The following is a 17,713-nucleotide window of genomic DNA, read 5'->3' on the forward strand; positions in this document are numbered from 1 at the left end:
CCATGCGTAGCGTCCGTATCGGAGTGGACACCGGAGGCACCTTCACCGACGTCGTGGCGGTGGACGAGCAGACCGGTGAGATCCTCACCACCAAGACCCCATCGACCCCCGCGAACCCGGCGGACGGGTTCGTCGCGGGCATCGAGAAGCTGGGTGACCTCGACATCGGCTCGATCGTGCACGGCACCACGGTGGCGACGAACCAGCTGCTCGAAGATCGCATCGCCGACCTCGGATTCATCACGACCGAGGGCTTCGAGTTCATCCTGGAGATCGCCAGGCAGAGCGTGCCGGACGGCTACGGCAACTCCTACTTCTGGGTCAAGCCGCCGAGGATCGTGCCCGTGCACCAGGTCAAGACCGTCGGCGGGCGGCTCGACCACCTGGGCGAGGAGGTGTGGCCGTTCTCCGAGGAGCAGGCCGTCGAGGTGGCCCGCTGGTTCAAGGCCAGGGGCATCACCGCGATCGGGGTGTGCTTCCTGCACGCGTACGCCAACCCCGAGCACGAGCGGCGCATGCGCGAGGTGCTGTGGCGCGAGCACCCGGAGGCGGTGATCTCCCTGTCCAGCGACGTGCTGCGCGAATACCGCGAGTACGAGCGCTCGGTGACCACCCTCGTGGACGCCGCCGTCAAACCGGCGATGCGCGGCTACATCGCCGGCCTGTCCAACCGGCTCGGCAAGCCGTTCTCCGTGATGAAGTCGAACGGCGGCATCCTGTCGGCGCGCGAGGTCGTCAACCAGCCGATCACCACGGTGTTGTCGGGGCCCGCGGCGGGCGCGCTCGGCGCGGCGCTCATCGCGTCCACGGCGGGTCACCGGTCGGTGATCACGCTGGACGGCGGCGGCACCTCCACCGACGTGGCCGTGGTGGTCGACGGCGAGCCGTCCATCACCACGGAGGGGTCCGTCGGCCGCTACCCGTGCAAGATCCCGATGATCGACATCGTCACCGTCGGCGCGGGCGGCGGCTCGATCGCGTGGATCTCGCCCGAGGGCACGCTCAAGGTCGGGCCGAAGTCCGCCGGCGCCGACCCGGGCCCGCTCTGCTACGGCAAGGGCGGCACGGAGGTGACGGTCACCGACGCGCACGTGTTCCTCGGGCGCATCCCGCCGCACCTGCTGGGCGGGGAGATCCCGCTGGACGCCGGCGCCGCCCGCGCGGGCATCCAGGCGCTGGCCGGCAAGCTCGGCCTGACCCCCGAGCGCACGGCGACGGGCATCCTGGAGATCAGCGCGTTCAACCAGAGCAACGCGATCCGGCAGCTCACCGTCAAGCGCGGGCTGGACGTGCGGGACTTCCCGCTGGTGACGTTCGGCGGGTCGGGGCCGCTGCTGGCCTGCCGGCTGATCGACATCCTCGGCCTGCCGTCCGTGGTCGTCCCCCGCGACCCCGGCAACGTGTCGGCGTTCGGGCTGCTCACGGTCGACGTCAGGAACGACTACGTCCGCACGTACGTCACCCGCGACCTCGAACTCGGCAAGGCGGTCGAGATCTTCCACGACCTGGAACATCAGGCGGGCGAGGCGCTGGACCGCGAGGGCTTCGACGACCCGGTCTACGTGCGCAGCGCCGACCTGCGCTACTACGGGCAGGCGTACGAGGTGCGGGTGGCCGCTCCCGCGGGCGAGATCGACGAGGCCTGGCAGGCCGAGGTCGTCGACCGTTTCCACGCCGCCCACGAGAAGTTGTACGGCTACGCCTACCGCGACGATCCCCGCCACGGCGTCGAATGGGTCAACCTGCGCGTGTCCGGCATCGGCCCCATCAGCCGTCCGGTCATCCCCCGCCTGGACAAGCCGGGCGAGGGCGCCACCTCGGTGCGTCCCGTGCACTTCGACGAGACCAGTGACACCCCCATCCACCAGCGCTCCGCGCTCGGCCCCGGCGCCACGGTCACGGGCCCGGCGGTGATCGAGGAGTACGGCTCCACGATCCCCATCCACCCGGGCTTCACCGCGACGGTGGACGACTTCGGCAACGTGGAGATATCCGCAGTGGACGAGGAACGGTGAACGACCGATGAACACGGCTGACCCCATCCTGGTGGAGATCGTCGAGGGGACCCTCGCGTCCGTCGAGAAGGAGGTCGAGACGGCCATCGCGCGCACGGCCCGCTCGCCGATGATCCGCGACGCGCACGACTTCCGCGCCGGCATCCACGACGTGCGCATGCGCAAGCTGACCGGCCGCTCCTACAGCGCGCTGGTCCAGCCGGTCGTGCGCGACTTCCCCGTCGAGACGATGAAGCCCGGCGACGTCTACTTCCACAACGACGTCTACCTCTCGGAAGGCGGCATCGGCCACCTGCCCGACCTGTGCGTCACCGTGCCGGTGTTCCACGAGGGGGAGGTGGTGGCGTTCGTGCAGGCGTTCGGCCACCACGACGACATCGGCGGGTCCGTGCCCGGGTCCATGCCCTCGCACGCCCGGTCGGTCTACGAAGAGGGCCTGATGGTGCCGCCCATCAAGCTGTGGGACGAGGGCGTGCCCAACGAGGCCGCGCTGCGCATCATGACCCGCAACTCCCGCATGCCCGACTCCCTCGCCGGCGACCTCGACGCCGAGTGCTCGGCCTGCCTCATGGGGGCGCGGCGGCTGGCGGAGCTGTTCGACCGGTACGGCAGGCAGGCCGTCGAGGAGAGCTTCGACGCGATCATCGGCAAGACCACCGAGACGTTCCGCAGGGAGCTGCTCGCCAAGATCCCCGAGGGCACGTACGTGTGGGAGGACTACGCCGAGCACGACGGCGTGGACGAGCCGCGCCTGCACACCCAGCGCATCACCCTCACCGTCGATCACTCCGCCCTCGAGCACGGAGGTGACCCGGCGCCGCTGACCATCGACTTCACCGGCACGTCGCCGCAGGCCAAGGGGCCGATCAACCACGCGGGCGACTACGCCGACGGCGTGTTCCTGAAGAAGTGGCTGGCCCCGGTGTTGCGCAACCTGGCCGACACGCCGGAGCGCATGGCCGAGCTCGACGTCAACGAGGGGGTCGTCCCCCTCATCAAAATGATCTTCCCGGAGAAGGGCAGCCTGCTCACCCCGGTCTTCCCCGCGCCGACCAACGCCCGCACGTTCGTCATCCTGCGCCTGCTCGGCGTGCTGGCGGGCGTGCTCGCCAAGGCCACGGGCGGGCGCATGCCGGCCGACCAGGAGACCATCCGCTACACCGGAGTCCACGGCACCGGCGCCGACGGCGAGCCGTACCTGATGCGGGAGGTGCTGGGCGGCGGCTCCGGCGGGCGCTGGTACGCCGACGGCGAGGACACCATCCACGTGGTGCCCGACTCGCGCAACATCCCGGTCGAGTTCGCCGAGGCCCGCTGGCCGTTCCGGGTGGAACGCCTGGCGCTGGCCTGCGACTCGGGCGGGCCGGGCATGTTCAGGGGCGGTCTCGGCTACGACAAGCACGTCAGGATGCTCAGAGACGCCTCGTACATGTCCATCGCCGACCGCTCGATCCTGTCCTGCTGGGGTGTCAACGGCGGCCTGGCCGGGCGGCCGTTCCGCGTGGAGATCGCGGGCAAGGAGATGGAGGGCCTGGTCGACGACCACCCGGTGCAGGCGGGGGAGCTGATCAGGATCCGCACCACCGGGGGCGGCGGATGGGGCTCACCCTACGATCGCGACCCCCGGGCGGTGGCCGCGGACGTGCGCGACGGGAAGGTGTCGATCGCCGGCGCGCTGGGCGACTACGGCGTGGTGCTCGACGGGGACCGCATCGACGAGCAGGGCACCGCCGAGCTGAGGGCCCGGCTGCGGCCCCCGGCCGGACGGTTCTTCGACCGCGGGCCGGGCTACGCGAAACTCGCCGGGCGGCCCTTCGCGGACGTCGACGAGCTCAGAAGCCCTCTCGACAGCGGCTCGCCCCACGATGGCCCGCTGGACGGCGGCCCGTCGCACGGTGGCCCGCTGGACGGCGGCCCGTCGCACGGCGGCCCGTCGCACGGTGGCCCGCTGGACGGCGGCCCGTCCCATGACGGCCCGCCCGGCGGCGGCGCCCCCGGCGATGGCCTGGCCGGCGGTGGCTCGCCCGGCGAAGGCCCGGTCGGAGAGCCCTGACCGGTGCTCACCGACCTGACACGGGCGCCGCGAGCCCGGCGAAGGCCCGGTCGGAGAGCCCTGACCGGTGCTCACCGATCTGACACGGGCGCCGCGAGCCCGGCCAAGGGTGCGGTGCTGACGCCCGCCGGCGCCGGAGAAACCGAACCATCGTGAGAAAGGGAGGGACCCGCGTGCGGATCGTGCTTGCCGGGCTCGCCACCAGTCACCCGTACACCGACGCGCGCACCCTCGCCAGGCATGCCGAGCTGGTGGTGTGGGAGCCCGATCCCGAGCGGTTGCGGCGCTTCACCGACGAACATCCGACCGCGAAGGTGGCGGAGAGCCTGGCGGGGGCGCTGGGCCACGAGCCCGACGGCGTGGTGCTGACCGTGCCCAACCCGCAGGTGCCCGCGGCGCTGGCCCGGGTGCTGGAGACGGGCGCGGCGTGTTTCGTCAACAAGCCGGCCGCCGCGACCAGGGGCCAGCTCGACGCACTCGACCGGCTGCCGATCCACGAGCGGGTGATGTCGACGTCGGTGTTGCGGTTCGCGCCCGCCTTCGCCGGGCTGCGGGCCGCCCCGGACGAGCTGCTCGCCGTGCGCGCCACCGTGCGCCACGACGTGGGCCTCTGGGCGACCGGCTACAACGCCTGGCAGGACACACCGGGCGAGGGCGGCGGCACGATGGTGACCATGGGGATCCACGGGGTGGAGCTGCTGGTGGCCCTGCTGGGCCCGGACGTGCGGCTGGCCGGGGCCGCCCGGTCCACGCGGCATTACGGTGCGCTGCGTTCTGAGGACACCGGGGTGATGGCCCTGCGGTGGGGCGGCGGCGTGCTCGGCACAGTCGAGGTGCTCGGCGTCTCCGAGGCGGAGTCGTACGCGGTCACGCTGCACGGACGCGACTCCACCGAGACCGTGCTCATCGAGGGCGGCGACGACCCGATGAGGGGCCTCGGCTACGAAGGCACCATCGACGCGTTCCTCGCCATGGTGGGCGGCGCGCCCAGTCCGGTGCCGTGGGAGCAGACCAGGGCCGTCCTCGACGTGCTCGTCTCGGCGAGGGAGAGCGCGTAGGGAGCCGCCCCGGCGTTGACAGCACGACTCTCGCGCAGTTACGGTCTGGACCGTAAATAGCGGATGGAGGACGTTCGTGCGGACGACGGCGGAACTCGAGGAGCGGCTGGCGCGGCCCGGCGCCGGGCTCGTCGACGATCTGGGCAGGCTGCCCGGTGACATCATGATCCTGGGCGCGGGCGGCAAGCTGGGCCCGAGCCTGGTGCGGCTGGCCCTCAACGCCACCCGCGGCGACCGGCGGATCATCGCGGTGTCCCGGTTCGGCGAGCCGGGCCTGGCGGACGCCCTCAGGGCGGACGGCGCGACGGTGGTGAGCGCCGACGTGTCCGACGAGCGGGCGCTGCGCGACCTGCCGGACGCGCCCAACGTGGTCTTCCTGGTCGGCGCCAAGTTCGGCACGCAGGGGCGCGCCCACGCCGCCTGGTTCACCAACACCTACCTGCCCGGCCGGGTCGCCGACCGGTTCAGAGAGAGCAGGATCGCCGCCCTGTCCACCGGCAACGTCTACCCGCTGGTCCCCGTGGCCGGCGGCGGCAGCACCGAGGACTCGCCGGCCGGGCCCGTCGGCGACTACGCGATGAGCTGCCTGGGCAGGGAGCGGGTGCTGACGCACTTCTCCGAGACCTACGGCACCCGCGTGGCGCTGCTCCGGCTCAACTACGCCGTCGAGCTGCGCTACGGCGTGCTGGTCGACCTGGCGCAGAAGGTCCTGGCGGGCGAGCCCGTCGACCTCACGACCGGCCAGGTGAACGTGGTCTGGCAGGGCTACGCCAACGAGGTGACGCTGCGGTCGCTGCTGCTGGCGGACGCGCCGCCGTACGTGCTCAACGTGACCGGGCCCGAGCTGGTCTCGGTGCGGCAGGCCGCGCTGGCGCTCGGCGAGGCGCTCGGCAAGGAGCCGGTCTTCACCGGCGAGGAGGCCCCCACGGCGCTCCTGTCGAACGCGGGCCGCTGCCACCGGCTGTTCGGCTACCCGGAGCTGACCCCCGCCGAGCTCATCGAGCACACGGCGCGCTGGGTCGCGGGCGGCGGGCCGCTGCTCGGCAAGCCCACCAAGTTCGAGCGCCGTGACGGGCGTTTCTGATCCACAGCTCACATCACGGCACCTATCACTTGGGGGGACTCACGTGCTCGGCACGGCTCCAGAGGCGCACGCGTCCGTGCGCGACCTGTTCAGGCGCGGCCTGGTGATCCCGGCGCATCCGCTCGCGCTGACCTCGGACAGGAAGCTGGACGAGCGCCGCCAGCGGGCGCTCACCCGCTACTACGTCGAGGCGGGCGCGGGCGGGCTGGCGGTGGGCGTGCACACCACGCAGTTCGCCATCCACGGCACCGGGCTGCTGGCTCCGGTGCTCGAACTGGCCGCCACGGTGGCGGGCGAGTACGCGCACGAGGTCGTGCTCGTGGCCGGCGCCACCGGGCCGACGGCGCAGGCGGTGGCGGAGGCCGAGCTGGCCAGGTCGCTCGGCTACCACATGGTGCTGCTCAGCCCGTACCGGGAGCTGGACGAGGACGGCCTGATCGAGCGGGCGCGGGCGGTGGGCGAGGTGCTGCCGGTGATCGGCTTCTACCTGCAGCCCGCGGTCGGCGGCCGCCACCTGTCCAGGGAGTTCTGGACGAGGCTGGCGCAGATCGAGGCCGTGGCCGGCATCAAGGCGGCGCCGTTCGACCGCTACCGGACCCTCGACGTGCTGCACGGCGTGGTGCGCGCGGGCCGGGCCGGCGAGGTCGCCCTCTACACCGGCAACGACGACCACATCCTGACCGACCTGATCACCCCGCACCGCGTGGTCGTGGACGGGCGCGAGGTGGACGTCGAGTTCGTCGGCGGGCTGCTCGGCCAGTGGGCGGTGTGGGTACGGCGGGCCGTGGAGCTGCTGGAGCAGGCCAGGGCCGCGCGGTCCGGCGACGACGCGGCCGTGCGCCGGCTGCTCACCCTCGACGGGCACCTGACCGACGCGAACGCCGCCATCTTCGACTCCGCGAACGCCTTCCACGGCTGCATCCCCGGCATCCACGAGGTGCTGCGCCGGCAGGGCCTGCTGGAGGGCCGCTGGTGCCTGGACCCGGCGGAGGACCTGTCGCCCGGCCAGCTCGCCGAGATCGACCGGGTGCTGGCCGCCTATCCGGAACTGCGCGACGACGACTTCGTCGCGGAGAACCTCGCACGCTGGCTCGCCTGACCGATGCGCGGGGGCGAAGCGCCGGTGCGTCCGGCGGCGAGCGGGGGCGGGGCGCCGGAGCGTCGGGCGGCCGGCGGGCGCGGGGCGCTGGAGCGTCGGGCGGCCGGCGGGCGCGGGGCGCTAGAGCGTCAGGCGGTAGAGGGTCAGCGGGCGGCCGCTGGATCCGCTGGTGAGGTTGCCGGTGCGCTCGGCGAGCCCGGCCAGTTCCAGGCGGTGCAGCATGCGCCGGGCCGTGCGCTGCTGGACGGCCAGCCGGTCGGCGATCTCGCGCGTCGTCAGGGGTTCGTCGCCCGCGGCGGCCCGCGCCTCCAGGAGCTTCTCCAGCGTGGGCACCGACAGCCCGACCCGGCGGGCGATGACCGACAGGCTCTGCCGGCCCGCGGGCGTGGTGGTCACCGACTCCAGGACGATGTCGGCATCCGCCCGCAACGACAACACCGCGGCGACCGGGCCGATCCTGCGGGCCTTGGCCAGCGCGCGCCGCGCCAGGCTCTCCGCCTCCGCGGCGCTGCGTCCCAGGCCGAAGCCGACGCGGACCGCGTCGTTCTGGCCGGCCAGCCGGGCCAGCATGGGCAGCCCGGTGAAGCCGCCCGTGGCGTCGTGCAGGGGGCCACGGGTCGTGACCAGCAGGTGCGTGCCGCCGCGGAAGGCCGCCAGCGTGCCGCCCAGGGCCGTGGCCTCGCGCAGCAGCCCTTCCTCGTTGGCCACCTCGATGAGCCCGAGCGCGATCTGGGCGTCCTCCTGCACCTGCCCCTCGGCGGTCAGCACGACCTGGCGCAGCGCCACGCGTACGGAGTGCACGGACGGCACCAGGCGCAGCACGTGCCGCTCGTCGCGCAGCGCTTCGTACACGGAGCTCAGGCAGGTGATCACCGTGTGCGCGGGACTCCTGCGGTGGAAGGCGATCGCCTTCTGGGAGGTCATCCCCGGCCGGTACGGGTGCGTGCGCAGCTCGCCGGTCGGCAGCCCGGCCTCGGTGAACGTGGCGTCGACGTCGGCGGCCGACAACGTGTCGATCGACAACATGGTGACGTCCTCGCCCTGGTGCTGGAGGCGTACGAGGGCGTTGAGCAGCGTCGCGCCGGAGTAGTCGACGAACGCGGCGGGACGGGTGAGGGCCTCGGCGTCGCGGGAGAGCATGTAGGGGACGATGCCGGTGAACAGCCAGCCCTCGACGGAGGTGGCGTGGGCCTCGACGATCGCGGGGGCCTGCGACTCATGGTCGTAGTCGAGGCGCAGGGTGCTCACGCCCGGCTGCTCCTCGCAGACGGCCGCGACGTCGTCGACCAGATCGTGCGGGCCGACGACTCCGATGACGATTCCCACGCACGCCTCCCTCTCTCTCATTTCGGTCAAGACCGCAATCATAACTGGTGAGGTGCCAGGTGAAGTTCCCGTCCATGGCAGAGGCAGACGGCCGCACACTCGGCGACGAGGAGGTGGCCGCCGTCGAGCGGGTGATCCGCTCGGGCATGCTCAGCTCCGTCTGGGGGACCGAGGCGCGGGCGCTGGAACGCGAGATCGCGCAGGCGTACGGCTCCCGCCATGCGATCACGTGCAGTTCCGGCACCGCGGCCCTCCATCTGTCGGTCGTGGCGGCCGCGCCGGACCCAGGGGACGAGATCATCACGACACCGATCACGGACTTCGGAACCGTGGCCCCCATCCTGGCGCAGAACGCCGTTCCTGTCTTCGCCGACGTGGATCCGTCCGACGGAAATCTCGATCCCGGCGCCGTGGCCCGGCTCATCGGCCCCCGGACGAAGGCGATCATGGCGGTGCACCTGTTCGGGGCGCCGGCCAGGATCCACGAGTTGCGCGCGCTCGCCGACGAGCACGGCCTGATGCTGATCGAGGACTGCGCGCAGGCCTGGCTGGCCGAGCTGCCCGGCGGCGGGCTCGCGGGGACGACGGGTCACGTGGCGTGCCTCAGCCTGCAGCAGTGGAAGCACATCACCTGCGGCGACGGCGGGGTGGCGATCACCGGCGACGACGGGCTGGCCAGGCGGATGCGGCTCTTCTCCGACAAGGGCTGGGACCGCGCGGCCGGGCGCTCGCACGCCGCCTTCGGGCTCAACTACCGCATGACCGAGCTCCAGGCCGCGGTGGCGCGCGCCCAGCTCGCCAAGCTTCCCGGCGTGGTCGCCGCGCGCCGCCGTACGGCCGTGCGGCTGATCGAGGCCCTCAAGGACCTGCCAGGGGTACGGCTGCCGCGCCCGCAGGGGCACGCGTGGTGGCTCTTCCCGGTCGTGTGCCCGGACGGCGACGCGCCCGAGCTTGCGGCGCACCTGGCGGCGGCCGGGATCCCGGCGCGGGCCGGATACCTCGCGGAGCCGCTGAACAGGGCGCCGGTGTGGCAGGCGGCCATCTACGGGACTGCCCGCTTCCCGCTCGACGGCTACTCACCGAACCCCTGCCCGCAGGCCGAGCGCATGGTGGACCGTACGCTGCTCGTCATCGACTGGAACGAGAACTACACGCCGGAGCACGTCGACCTGATCGCCCAGGAAATCACGAAATTTCGGGCTCAGGGGTAGTCACGTTCATATCTCAGGCATTGACCAGGCCAAGTCCCGCTCACTAGGTTTCGGTCAGGACCGGTATTAAGCGAAAGGAAGCCGCCGATGAAGAAGGCAGCGGCAGTCGGCCTCGCGGCCGCCCTGAGCCTGGCGGCCGCCGGGTGCGGATCCAGCGGTGGCTCGGACAAGAGCGTCGTGACCCTGTGGATGTACCCCGTCATCGGGGACCAGGCGAAGAGCCAGGCGTTCTGGGGCAAGGTCGAGAAGGACTTCGAGGCCGCCAACCCCACGACGGACATCAAGATCGATCTGCAGCCCTGGGAGGGCCGTCAGGAGAAGGTCACCACGGCGCTCGTCTCGAAGAAGGGCTTCGACCTGGTCGTGCTCGGCCCCGACCAGATCCCGCAGTACGCCCAGCAGGGCACGATCGAGCCGGTCGACGACATCGTCGCCCCGGCCAAGGCCTCCTACCTGCCCAACTCGCTGACCGCCCTCACCGTCGACGGGAAGCTCTACGGCGTCCCCATCTACCAGACGATCACCGCGCCCATCTACAACAAGAAGCTGTTCTCCGAGGCGGGCGTGAACAAGGTGCCGGAGACGCTCGACGAGCTGAAGGAGGCCGCGCCCAAGCTGGCCGCCAAGAAGGTCGCCATCCTCGACTACCCGGGCAAGCCCGAGGTGACGCTCAACCAGAGCTTCTACCCGATCCTGTGGGCCAACGGCGGCACCGTCTTCGCCGCCGACGGCAAGAGCGTCGTCTTCAACGGCCCTGAGGGCGTGGCGAGCCTGCAGCTCCTGCTCGACCTGAAGGCCGCCGGCGGCCTGCCGCCGAACACCGCCAGCAAGGGCAACGACATCGAGGGCGGCCTGCTGGCCGCAGGCAAGACCGCCATGTACCACGCGGCCACCGCGGGCCAGGTCGACCAGCTCGGCGCCGCCATCGGCGAGGAGAACGTCGGCATCGGCCTGCCGCTCGAAGGCACGAAGCGGGTCGCGTTCGGCATCCCCGGAGGCCTGATGGTGGCCAAGCACTCCGAGAACAAGGACGCGGCCAAGAAGTTCGCCTCCTACCTGGCCTCGCCGGAGGTCTCCGCCGCGCTGGCCAAGGAGTCGGGCTTCTTCCCCGCGCGCACGGACGTGACCGTGCCCGGCCAGTCGGAGGCGTCCAAGGAGTTCGCCAAGTCCCTGCAGTACGCCTTCCCCGGTGACACCCACCCGAAGGCCCGGCAGGTGATGGGCGTGCTCGCCCCGCACATCCAGGCGGCGCTGCTCGGCAAGGAGGACGCGAAGACCGCGCTCGACGCGGCCGCCGAAGAGGCGAACCAGCTGCTCGGCAGCGGCGGCTGAGAGGGAAGGAACCACCTGGTGCGTCAACGCTTGCGTGACCCGGTCACGGGCCTGCTGTTCGTGCTGCCCGTGCTCGTGCTCTTCCTGATCTTCAGGATCTTCCCGTCGCTGGGCGCGGCGGGCATGAGCCTGACGAACTGGAACATCGGCGGCGAGTGGGACATCATCGGCGCGGACAACTACGTCCGGCTGCTCGACGACGTGAACTTCTGGCTGAGCCTGCGGGTCACCCTCGTGTACTCCGCCGTCTACGTGCCGCTCACCATGATCGTGGCGCTCGGCACGGCGTTGCTGCTCAACCAGGTGGTCTTCATGCGCGGGCTGTTCCGCGGCATGCTCTTCCTGCCGTACGTGACCAGCTTCGTGCTCGCGGGCATCATCTGGCGCTGGATCTACGAGTTCAACGGCCTGATCAACGGCCTGCTCGCCAAGGCCGACCTCGGCCCGGTCGCCTTCCTGGAGGAGTCGGGGGTGGTCCTGCCCGCCCTGGCGGTCGTGGCGGTGTGGAAGGGCTTCGGCTACTCGATGCTGATCCTGCTCGCGGGCCTCAAGGCGATCCCCTCCTCCTACCTGGAGGCCGCCAGCATCGACGGGGCGAGCGCGTGGCAGCGTTTCCGCAGGATCACGCTGCCGCTGCTCAAGCCGGCGATCTTCTTCGTCATGGTGATCGAGACGATCAGCGCGTTCCAGACGTTCGACACGGTGTACGTGATGACCGGCGGCGGCCCGGCCAGGGCGACGTACACCCTCATCTACGGCATCTACGACCACGGTTTCCGGTCGTTCGACTTCGGCTACGCCGCCACCTGGGGCATGGTGCTGTTCGCGATCGTGCTGGTCGTGTCGCTGGTCCAGCGCCGCTTCCTGGACCGGGGGAACACATGACGATCACCACGACCTCCCGTCCCTCCGTACGGGCCGAGGCCCCCAGCGCGGCGCGCAGGCGGTGGTGGCGGGGCAGGTGGCCGCTGGCCGCCCTGCTCGCGCTGCTGTCGGTGCTGACCGTCAGCCCGTTCGTGGCGATGTTCATCGTGGCTCTGTCGCCGGCGGGCCGGCCGACCGTGCCCGCGGGGTGGCCGGATTCGCTCACGCTGGACAACATCACGATGGTGCTGTCGTCGTCCGGCTTCGTCACCTGGACGATCAACTCGCTGATCTACGCCCTGGTCTCCGTGGTGATCATCCTGCTCACCTCGTCGATGGCGGGCTACGCCTTCGCCAAGAAGCGCTTCCCCGGCCGCGAGGCGATGTTCTGGACGTTCCTCGCGACCATGATGGTGCCGTTCCAGGCCACGCTCATCCCGACGTTCGTGCTGGTCAACAGCCTGGAAGGGGTGGACACGTTCTGGGGGCTGATCGTGCCGACGCTGGCCAACTCGCAGGCCGTCTTCCTGATGCGGCAGTTCATCCTGGGCCTGCCGGACGAGCTGTTCGACGCCGCGAAGGTGGACGGCGCCTCCGAGTGGCGGGTGTACTGGACGATCGTGCTCCCCCTGACCAAGCCGATCCTCGCCACGCTGGGCGTGTTCGTGTTCCTGTGGCACTGGAACGACTTCCTGTGGCCGCTGGTCGTCGGGCAGAGCGACGCCACCCGCACGCTCACGGTCGGCCTGACCACGCTGCGGACCGAGGAGATGCAGCTGTCGCTGCTCATGGCCTCGGCGGCGGTGTCCGTGGTGCCGTGCCTGCTGGTGTTCTTCCTGCTGCAGCGCTACCTGGTCAACAGCATCGCGATGACAGGGCTGAAATGATCGCCCTCAGCCTGGCTCCCGAGCTCCGCGAGATGTTCCTCCCGCCGCCGATCTTCACGCGGCTCGAGCGGCTGGCCCCGATCGGCCCGCTGGAGCGGGCGCGGGTGCTGGTCACCGGGTGGGACACCCCGCGCGTGGACGCGGAGACGCTGGCCCGCGCGCCGGAGCTGCGGCTCGTGGCGCACACCGGCGCGGCGGTGGGGTTCCTGGTCTCCGACGCGCTCTGGGAACGCGGCATCCGGGTGACCCAGACCGGAGCGGCGATGGCGCCCGCGGTGGGCGAGGTGGCGCTCACGTTCACGTTGTGCCTGCTGCACCAGGTGCACCGTTTCGACCACGAACTGCGGTCCGGGTCGGGCTGGGCGGAGACCAGGCAGGCCGCCCGGCCCCGGCGCGAGCTGCGCGGCAGCGTGGTCGGCGTCGTGGGCGCCTCCCGCACCGGCAGGGCGTACGCGGGCCTGGTCCGGGCGCTGGGCGCGGAGCTGCTGCTCGCCGACCCGACCGTCTCCGCCGGTGAGGCGGCCGGGCTGGGCGCCACGCTGGTGGAGCTCGACGACCTGCTGACGCGCAGCGACGTCGTGGCCCTGCACGCCCCCGCCATCCCGGCGACCCGGCACCTGATCGGCCGCAGGGAGCTGGCGCTCATGCCCGACGGGGCGGCGCTGGTGAACACCGCCCGATCGTGGCTGGTCGACTCCGCCGCGCTCCTCGACGAGCTGCGCGGCGGCAGGATCGACGCGGCGCTCGACGTCTTCGACGAGGAGCCCCTCCCTGCGGACCACCCGCTGCGCGGCCTGCCGAACGTGCTGCTCACGCCCCACCAGGCGGCGGGCACCGAGGAGGCCAGGCACCGGCAGGGGACGCTGACGGTCGGCGAGATCGCCAGGTTCCTGGCCGGTGAGCCGCTCCAGCACGAGATCACCCGCGAACAGCTGCGATGGACCGCCTAGCGCTCCCGAAGAGAGGGTCTAAGCTGTGCGAATGGCCCCTATCGACCCCCGTGCGGCCGCGCTGCGCGACCGGCTGCGCGGCACCCTGATCGCCGCCGCCGCGACCCCCATGACCGGGTCGGGCGAGGTCGACCTCGACGTCGTCTCGCGCTATTTCGCCGGCCTGGTGGCCGACGGCGCCACCGGCCTGGCCGTGCTCGCCCACACCGGCCGCGGGCCCTTCCTCGTCCCCGGCGTCCGCGCCGCCGTCATCGAGCGCGCCGTCGCCTGCGCCGCTGCGGGGGACGTCCCGGTGCTGGTCGGCGTGGGCGGCGGTCCCGAGACCGCCGACCCGGCCGAGCAGGCGCGGGTGGCCGCCGGCCTGGGCGCGGACGGCGTGCTCGTGTTCCCGTCGGAGGGCGACAGGGCCGCGCTGCACGAGGAGGTGTGGCAGGCCGCCCGCCTGCCGATGGTCGCCTTCGACCTCTACACGCGGCCGTGCCCGCCGGGCGTCCTGCGGGAGATCCTGCGGCACCCCGGCGTGGCCGGGCTCAAGACCGCGCTGCTGTCCGACGCCATCGGCTGCCAGCGGGCGATCGTGCTCGCCCGCGAGTCCGGCCGGCTGGCGATCACCGGGGAGGACCGCATGTTCGGGCCCTCGCTGCTGTGGGGGGCCGAGGCGGCGCTGGTGGGCATCGCGGCCGCCGCCGTCCAGGTGACGGCCGAGGTGATGCGCGCCTTCCGCGAGCCCGGCCTGCGCGCGTTCGAGCAGGCGTCGGGACGCCTCGACCGGCTGGCGGCCGCCACCTTCACCGACCCCATGGAGGGGTACGTCCAGCGCATGCTCTGGCTGGCCGCCGCCGAGGGCCGCATTCCCGGCACCCACGCCCACGACCCTCACGGCCCCGGCCTGACGGAGCGGGAACGCCTGGAACTGCAGGCCCAGGACTTCGGCCCCCGACCGTCGGTGGCGCCGGCGGCCACGTCAGCGGGCGAGTTCGCCGCCCGACGTGGCCGGCGCGCTGAACGTGCCCTGCCGGTTGATGGTGTGCCAGCGCAGCCGTACGCCGAGGATGGCCGTGGCCACCGACTGGATCACCACGAGGTACATCAGCTGGCGGTAGACGAACTGCTGCAGCGGCAGCACCCACAGCGCTGAGGCCCGCTCGCCGTCGAGGCGCAACGCGTACCAGCCGGTCACCGCCTGCACGGCGACGAACCCGGCCCACACCGCGGCTACCGGCAGCGGGTCGCCCACCGCCACGCTGTAGACCGCCATGAGGTCCACCACGGGCGCGAGCAGCGGCAGCACCAGCTGGAACAGGGTCAGGTATCCAAGGCACCGGCGGCCGAACGGCGCGCCTTCCAGCAGTGCGCGCCGGTGCTTCCACATGGCCTGCAGGGTGCCGTAGCACCAGCGGTAGCGCTGCTTCCACAGCTGGCCGAGCGTCGTCGGGGCCTCGGTCCAGGCCAGCGCCTTCTCCTCGTACACCACCCGCCAGCCGGCCCGGCACAGCGCCATCGTCAGGTCGGTGTCCTCGGCCAGCGTGTCCGTGCTCACCCCGCCCAGCGCAACCAGCGCCGAGCGGCGGAACGCCCCGATCGCTCCTGGCACGGTCGCCATGCAGTCCAGCAACTCGAACGCGCGCCGGTCGAGGTTGAACCCGATCACGTACTCGATGTGCTGCCAGTGCCCGATCATGCCGCGCCGGTTGCCCACCTTGGTGTTGCCGCTGACCGCGCCGATGGCCGGGTCGGCGAGCTGGCGGACCAGGTGCCCGATCGTGGCGGGCTCGAAGACGGTGTCGCCGTCCACCATGATCAGGATCTCGTGGGAAGCCTGCGCGATGCCGACGTTGAGCGCCGAGGGCTTGCCGCCGTTCGGCTTCGTGATCACGCGGACGTTGCCGTAGCCGAGCGCCGCGGCCAGTCCGGCGGTAGGGTCGGTCGATCCGTCGTCGACGACCAGGACCTCCACCACTCCCCGGTACGACGTGGTGACCAGCGAGCGGACCGTCGCCTGGATCCCGGCCTCCTCGTTGTAGGCCGGAATGATCACTGTCACGGGAGGCGGCGCGGGCCAGTCGGGTGCGCGGCCCTTGCGCCGCCGTCCGCCCCTGTTGCGGTGGGCGTGCACCATCGCGAGCACCGCGAAGAACGCCAGCCGGCCCAGTGTGAGTGCCCCGGCGGCGAACAACGCCCACGCCAGCGCCGTGGTGAACCAGCCAGAGGCCCGCTGGGCGAAGGAGAACACCGTGCCCACGAACCGCTCCCCGCCTCCCGCCTTCTGGTGCGCCGACGGCATGCCGAGCGCGTCGGTCACGGTGACCATCCGGTGTCGGTCCGGGACGTCGTGCAGGGCACGATCCAGGGCCTCGACGGTCTGCCGCCGGTTGCCGCCCGAGTCGTGCATCATCACGACCGCACCCCGCTCGCCGCCCGCCAGCGCCGCTGCGGCGATCTTGTCCGTGCCGGGGTTGCTCCAGTCCTTGGTGTCCAGGTCGGTGAGCGTGACCAGGTAGCCCTGGGCCGCCGCTACGCGCAGGCCCTCCCACTGGGGGACGGTGATGGTGCGCGGAGTCGAGGAGTACGGCGGGCGTACCAGCGTGGTGTGCAGGCCCGTTGCGCCGGCCAGTGCCCGCTGGGTCAGCGACAGCTCAAGCCGCAGCCGCCACTCCGGAACGGCGGCCATGTCCGCGTGGGTGTAGGTGTGGTTGCCGATCTCGTGGCCCTCGGCGACGATCCGCCGGACGAGCTCGGGATGCTGGGCGACCTTCGAGCCGACGACGAAGAACGTGGCCTTGGCGCCATGGCGGCGCAGCACGTCCAGCACCTTCGGCGTCCACTCCGGATCGGGGCCGTCGTCGAACGTCAGGGCGATCGTGCGCGCGGGCAGGCGGGCGCTCGCCGGCTGGCCGTCCGTGAGGTTGAGCACAGGGCCGCCGCGGCGAGCCCGCTCCAGGTCGGGACTCGGGCGGTCGGTGGCGGGAGGGACGGCCTGGGTCTCGCCGGCGACGTTGGTCACGTATCCGTTGAGGACGAGCATGCCGGCGACCAGCAGCAGTCCGGTGGCCAGCAGGAACCAGTGGCCCCGCGGATCCTTCCGGTTCCCGGGCACCGGCGGGGAAGCCCCATGGGGCGGGGCTACCGGTGGGCGGCCGGCGACGAGGCGGGGATCCCGCCGGGCGGGCACGGCCGGACGGCTCATCCCTTCGGCCCTCTCGTCCTGCCGGGGTCGTGTCCCGGCGGGATGTCGCGGCCCGGCGGGTCCAGCTCGGTCGGCACGGGCTCGGCGCCGTCCCCGCCGGTCGGCTCGCTACTCGGTTCCGCGCTGGCCGGGCTGCCGGGGTCCGTGCCCGGCTGCTCGGTCGCGAAACGTCTGCCGGGGGCCGTGGTGCTCGCCCGCGGGGGCTCCTTGCCGTTCCGGACCCGCGTCGGCTCGGCCGAGCGTGTCCTGCCCGGCTTGGGGGCGGAGGATGCGGTACGGGTGGGGGTGGCCACCGGTGGCCGGCTTGCCTGGGCGCTGCGGCGGGGCGTCGCGGTGGGGCTCGCATGGTGGGGCGAAGCCGTGCCGGCCGGGCCGCCGGGCCGCTCCCCGGGCCAGCCGCTCACGGAGAGTGTCGTGCCGGAGAAGAGCCCGCCGACCACGACGAGTAGCATGCCGAACACGACCACGCTACCGGCGATCGAGCCGAACATCATGAGCCGCCGGCGACGGCCGCTGTGGTCCACGAAGACGGCGGTGGGAGGTGCCTCGAAGACTGCCGTGGGAGGCTCAGGGTGGTGCTGCTCAAGGGACACGAGCTGAGATCGTAGTGACAAATCGGGAGGTATAACCATTAACCCCCCGCCTGA

13 protein-coding genes and 1 pseudogene are annotated in these 17,713 nt (G+C 72.1%); 11 read left to right on the plus strand and 3 right to left on the minus strand.

Annotated features, from left to right (window positions below):
- Positions 1-2 precede the first annotated feature (2 nt).
- The 5 genes from ABGA98_RS11505 to ABGA98_RS11525 all read left to right on the plus strand — a co-directional run bounded on the left by ABGA98_RS11505 (position 3) and on the right by ABGA98_RS11525 (position 7,309).
- Entirely contained in the window at positions 3-2,015 is a 2,013-nt protein-coding gene (locus tag ABGA98_RS11505) for a hydantoinase/oxoprolinase family protein (protein WP_347618195.1), read from the plus strand.
- A 7-nt stretch (positions 2,016-2,022) separates the two neighbouring features.
- Positions 2,023-4,068, plus strand: coding sequence for a hydantoinase B/oxoprolinase family protein (locus tag ABGA98_RS11510; RefSeq protein ID WP_347618196.1), 2,046 nt, complete (start codon positions 2,023-2,025; stop codon positions 4,066-4,068).
- Positions 4,069-4,241: 173 nt separating this feature from the next.
- Complete coding sequence (locus ABGA98_RS11515; RefSeq protein WP_347618197.1) at positions 4,242-5,126, plus strand: Gfo/Idh/MocA family oxidoreductase; 885 nt, start codon at positions 4,242-4,244, stop codon at positions 5,124-5,126.
- Positions 5,127-5,202: 76 nt separating this feature from the next.
- Positions 5,203-6,210: an NAD-dependent epimerase/dehydratase family protein gene (locus ABGA98_RS11520; RefSeq protein WP_347618198.1), complete on the plus strand. Its 1,008-nt coding sequence runs from the start codon at positions 5,203-5,205 to the stop codon at positions 6,208-6,210.
- A gap of 43 nt (positions 6,211-6,253) precedes the next feature.
- On the plus strand, positions 6,254-7,309 hold the full coding sequence (locus tag ABGA98_RS11525; RefSeq protein ID WP_347618199.1) for a dihydrodipicolinate synthase family protein: 1,056 nt from the start codon (positions 6,254-6,256) through the stop codon (positions 7,307-7,309).
- Positions 7,310-7,429: 120 nt separating this feature from the next.
- Here the strand turns inward: ABGA98_RS11525 and ABGA98_RS11530 are convergent, their stop codons facing one another.
- A complete protein-coding gene (locus ABGA98_RS11530; RefSeq protein WP_347618200.1) occupies positions 7,430-8,635 on the minus strand; it encodes a hypothetical protein in 1,206 nt (401 codons plus the stop codon).
- 74 nt (positions 8,636-8,709) lie between these two features.
- Here ABGA98_RS11530 and ABGA98_RS11535 point away from each other — a divergent pair, with 74 nt between their 5' ends.
- The 6 genes and pseudogenes from ABGA98_RS11535 to ABGA98_RS11560 all read left to right on the plus strand — a co-directional run.
- Positions 8,710-9,846 carry a DegT/DnrJ/EryC1/StrS family aminotransferase gene (locus ABGA98_RS11535; protein WP_347618201.1) on the plus strand — a complete coding sequence of 379 codons (1,137 nt, stop codon included), beginning with the start codon at positions 8,710-8,712 and terminating at the stop codon, positions 9,844-9,846.
- Positions 9,847-9,933: 87 nt separating this feature from the next.
- On the plus strand, positions 9,934-11,178 hold the full coding sequence (locus ABGA98_RS11540) for a sugar ABC transporter substrate-binding protein (RefSeq protein WP_347618202.1): 1,245 nt from the start codon (positions 9,934-9,936) through the stop codon (positions 11,176-11,178).
- An 18-nt stretch (positions 11,179-11,196) separates the two neighbouring features.
- Positions 11,197-12,063, plus strand: coding sequence for a sugar ABC transporter permease (locus ABGA98_RS11545; RefSeq protein ID WP_347618203.1), 867 nt, complete (start codon positions 11,197-11,199; stop codon positions 12,061-12,063).
- Positions 12,060-12,929 carry a carbohydrate ABC transporter permease gene (locus ABGA98_RS11550; RefSeq protein ID WP_347618204.1) on the plus strand — a complete coding sequence of 290 codons (870 nt, stop codon included), beginning with the start codon at positions 12,060-12,062 and terminating at the stop codon, positions 12,927-12,929. The genes ABGA98_RS11545 and ABGA98_RS11550 overlap by 4 nt, the downstream gene beginning before the upstream one ends.
- Complete coding sequence (locus ABGA98_RS11555; RefSeq protein WP_347618205.1) at positions 12,926-13,879, plus strand: hydroxyacid dehydrogenase; 954 nt, start codon at positions 12,926-12,928, stop codon at positions 13,877-13,879. The genes ABGA98_RS11550 and ABGA98_RS11555 overlap by 4 nt, the downstream gene beginning before the upstream one ends.
- Positions 13,880-13,910: 31 nt before the next feature.
- Positions 13,911-14,783: pseudogene (locus ABGA98_RS11560) on the plus strand (dihydrodipicolinate synthase family protein); the annotation flags it as partial.
- A 60-nt stretch (positions 14,784-14,843) separates the two neighbouring features.
- Here the strand turns inward: ABGA98_RS11560 and ABGA98_RS11565 are convergent.
- Together ABGA98_RS11565 and ABGA98_RS11570 are read right to left on the minus strand one after the other, a co-directional pair.
- Positions 14,844-16,976 carry a bifunctional polysaccharide deacetylase/glycosyltransferase family 2 protein gene (locus ABGA98_RS11565; RefSeq protein WP_347618206.1) on the minus strand — a complete coding sequence of 711 codons (2,133 nt, stop codon included), beginning with the start codon at positions 16,974-16,976 and terminating at the stop codon, positions 14,844-14,846.
- Between the two features lie 86 nt (positions 16,977-17,062).
- Positions 17,063-17,659 (minus strand): hypothetical protein, encoded by a 597-nt coding sequence (locus ABGA98_RS11570; protein WP_347618207.1) that lies wholly within the window; start codon positions 17,657-17,659, stop codon positions 17,063-17,065.
- Between the last annotated feature and the right edge of the window lie 54 nt (positions 17,660-17,713).

This window comes from Nonomuraea sp. B1E8 (genome assembly GCF_039871515.1).
Taxonomy (GTDB): Bacteria; Actinomycetota; Actinomycetes; order Streptosporangiales; family Streptosporangiaceae; genus Nonomuraea.

Coding starts and splice junctions, on each gene's coding strand:
- ABGA98_RS11535 (WP_347618201.1), top strand. CDS start 8,710: ATGGCAGAGGCAGACGGCCGCACACTCGGCGACGAGGAGGTGGCCGCC.
- ABGA98_RS11510 (WP_347618196.1), top strand. CDS start 2,023: ATGAACACGGCTGACCCCATCCTGGTGGAGATCGTCGAGGGGACCCTC.
- ABGA98_RS11550 (WP_347618204.1), top strand. CDS start 12,060: ATGACGATCACCACGACCTCCCGTCCCTCCGTACGGGCCGAGGCCCCC.
- ABGA98_RS11505 (WP_347618195.1), top strand. CDS start 3: ATGCGTAGCGTCCGTATCGGAGTGGACACCGGAGGCACCTTCACCGAC.
- ABGA98_RS11555 (WP_347618205.1), top strand. CDS start 12,926: ATGATCGCCCTCAGCCTGGCTCCCGAGCTCCGCGAGATGTTCCTCCCG.
- ABGA98_RS11540 (WP_347618202.1), top strand. CDS start 9,934: ATGAAGAAGGCAGCGGCAGTCGGCCTCGCGGCCGCCCTGAGCCTGGCG.